This window comes from Amycolatopsis sp. NPDC003861, from assembly GCF_053605405.1.
Genome location: NZ_JBSGJD010000487.1, coordinates 1 through 2163 on the forward strand (window position 1 = coordinate 1; position 2163 = coordinate 2163).

Annotated in this window: 1 protein-coding gene; it reads right to left on the minus strand. The window is 69.6% G+C overall.

Annotated elements, in window-relative coordinates; translation table 11 throughout:
• Nucleotides 1–1473, minus strand: a 1473-nt coding sequence (locus ACWEVN_RS47610) for a fumarate hydratase (protein WP_452055679.1), incomplete at its 3' end; no start/stop codon positions are given.
• Nucleotides 1474–2163: the final 690 nt, after the last annotated feature.

The window sequence follows — 2163 nt, forward strand, 5'->3', positions numbered from 1 at the left end:
GGCCGGGCCGCCGATGGAGCCGAGGTAGAACCCGCCGTGCGTCCGGCAGGCGTTCGTCACCTGCTTCGAGCGGTTGCCCTTGGCCAGCATGACGAGCGAGCCGCCGGCGGCCTGGAACTGCTCGACGTAGGAGTCCATCCGCCCGGCCGTGGTGGGCCCGAACGACCCGGAGGCGTACCCCTCGGGCGTCTTCGCCGGGCCGGCGTAGTAGACGGGGTGGTTCTTGAGGTAGTCCGGCATCTCCTCGCCGGCGTCGAGGCGCTCGGCGATCTTGGCGTGCGCGATGTCCCGCGCGACGACCAGCGGCCCGGTGAGCGAAAGCCGCGTCTTGACGGGCAGCTGTGAGAGCTGCGCCCGGATCTCGGCCATCGGCCGGTTCAGGTCGACGGCCACGACGTCGTCGGAGAGGTCTTCCTCGGTGATGTCGGGCAGGAACTGTGCCGGGTCGCGCTCGAGCTGCTCGATGAACACGCCGTCGGCGGTGATCTTGGCCTTGGCCTGCCGGTCGGCGGAGCAGGAGACGGCGATGCCGACCGGGCAGCTCGCGCCGTGCCGGGGCAGCCGGATGACGCGGACGTCGTGGCAGAAGTACTTCCCGCCGAACTGCGCACCGATGCCGAACTGCCGGGTCATTTCGAGGACCTGCTGCTCGAGGCCGGTGTCGCGGAAGGCGTGCCCGAATTCGGAGCCTTCCTGCGGCAGGTTGTCGAGGTAGCGCGCGGAGGCGAGCTTCGCGACCTTGAGGTTGAACTCGGCCGACATCCCGCCGACGACGATGGCGAGGTGGTAGGGCGGGCAGGCGGCGGTGCCGAGGCTGCGCAGCTTCTCGTCGAGGAAGCGCGCGAGCCGCTTCGGGTTCAGGACGGCCTTGGTTTCCTGGTAGAGGAACGTCTTGTTGGCGCTGCCGCCGCCCTTGGCCATGAAGAGGAACTCGTAGGTCGGGTCCCCGTCCTTGTGGTAGAGCTCGATCTGCGCGGGCAGGTTGGTGCCGGTGTTGCGCTCGTCCCAGAAGCTGACCGGGGCCATCTGCGAGTACCGCAGGTTCAGCTGCTGGTAGGCGTCGAAGATGCCCTGTGAGAGGGCCCGCTCGTCGTCCCCGCCGGTGAGGACGCCCTCGCCGCGCTTGCCGATGACGATGGCGGTCCCGGTGTCCTGGCACATGGGGAGCACGCCCCCGGCCGAGATGGCGGCGTTGCGCAGCAGGTCCATGGCGACGAAGCGGTCGTTGCCGCTCGCTTCGGGATCGTCGACGATGGCCCGCAGCTGCTGCAGGTGTGACGTGCGCAACAGGTGCTGGATGTCCGTGATGGCGGTGCGCGCGAGCGTGGTGAGCGCTTCCGGGGCGATCTTCAGGAAAGTGCGCCCGGCGGCTTCGACGGTCTCGACGCCCTCGTCGGTGACCAACCGGTATTCGGTGGTGGTGTCCTTGCCCAGCGGGAGGACTTCGGTGTGCTGAAACGTGGTGGACGGCACTGCCAGGCTCCTTTGCCAGCTCCGGGATCGGTCCACCCTACGGGGGCTCTTCTTCTACCGGACAGAAGCACCCGGTCACTGTGGGCCACCCCACGCGTCCGTTGGTCTGGTACAGAGGCCCACCACCCCGACGCCCGATTGTGACTACGGCCGGCGGTACCGGGTCAAGGCGGGAAAGATGCCTTGACCCGGCGCCGCCGGCCGTGTTCTGGCTTCGGATCGGGGTTGCGGGGAGGGCTGGGTGGTGCCCGTGGGGCTTTGGCGTGCCCGTCCCGTCAGGTGCGCGCGTGTCGTCCGGCCAGGTACGTGTGTCGTCCGTCGGGGGTGCGCGTGTCGTCCCGCTGGGTGCGCGTGTGTCCGGCTGGGGAAGTGGTCGGGAGGCCGGGTCCACCCCGACGGACCCGACCTCCCGGGGAAAGCTCCCGGGTGCGTGCACACCCGGTTGCGAGGCCTGCGCGAGCACTTCGAGGCTGTCGTGACGCAGGTCATAAGTCAACGCCGCCGAACGGGTGCTGGCGGAGGGTTGCTACCCCGGCCGATCACGGGTGAAACCCGGTTTTCGTGGAAGATTCTCCACTCGCGCCGAATGCCTGGTCAGCGGGTTGCGGAAACGAAAGAGGGGCGGGGGGGGCAGGCGGCCGCCCCGCCGGGGGGAGAAAAGCAGGGGGGAGAGCGGGGCCGGGGGGGGCG